This is a genomic window from Shewanella sp. 1180_01, assembly GCF_052850535.1.
On the sequence record NZ_VXCT01000185.1, the window covers coordinates 1 to 502 of the forward strand.

1 protein-coding gene is annotated in these 502 nt (G+C 45.2%); it reads left to right on the plus strand.

The features are described from left to right. Positions 1-502: family 43 glycosylhydrolase (locus FW758_RS24795; protein ID WP_446446847.1), on the plus strand; the 502-nt coding region annotated here is incomplete at both ends.

Consider the following 502-nt stretch of genomic DNA (forward strand, 5'->3'; position numbering starts at 1 on the left):
CTGCCGCTATGGTCCATCAGGATACTGTGTACCTTTATACTGGGCATGATGTGGCCAAAGACAACAAAACCTTCTTTGAGATGCACGATTGGTTAGTCTTTAGTTCAAAGGACATGCTGAATTGGACCGAACACGGCAGTAAGTTAGCGGTTAAGGATTTTAGTTGGGCAAAAGGTGATGCTTGGGCAAGCCATGTAATTGAAAAAGAGGGTAAGTTTTATTGGTATGTTACAGCAAGACACGCCAAGATTAATGGCTTTGCGATTGGTGTGGCCGTTGCAGACAGTCCATTAGGCCCTTTTAAGGATGCGCGTGGGACGGCACTTATCACCAATGATATGACAACCGATACCGACATCGACTGGGATGATATCGACCCTGCGGTATTTATCGATGATGATCAGCAGATCTATATTTTTTGGGGTAACTCAAAGCCTCGTTATGCCAAACTAAAGCCCAATATGATCGAACTCGATGGCCCTATTCACGCTATCGATGTGCC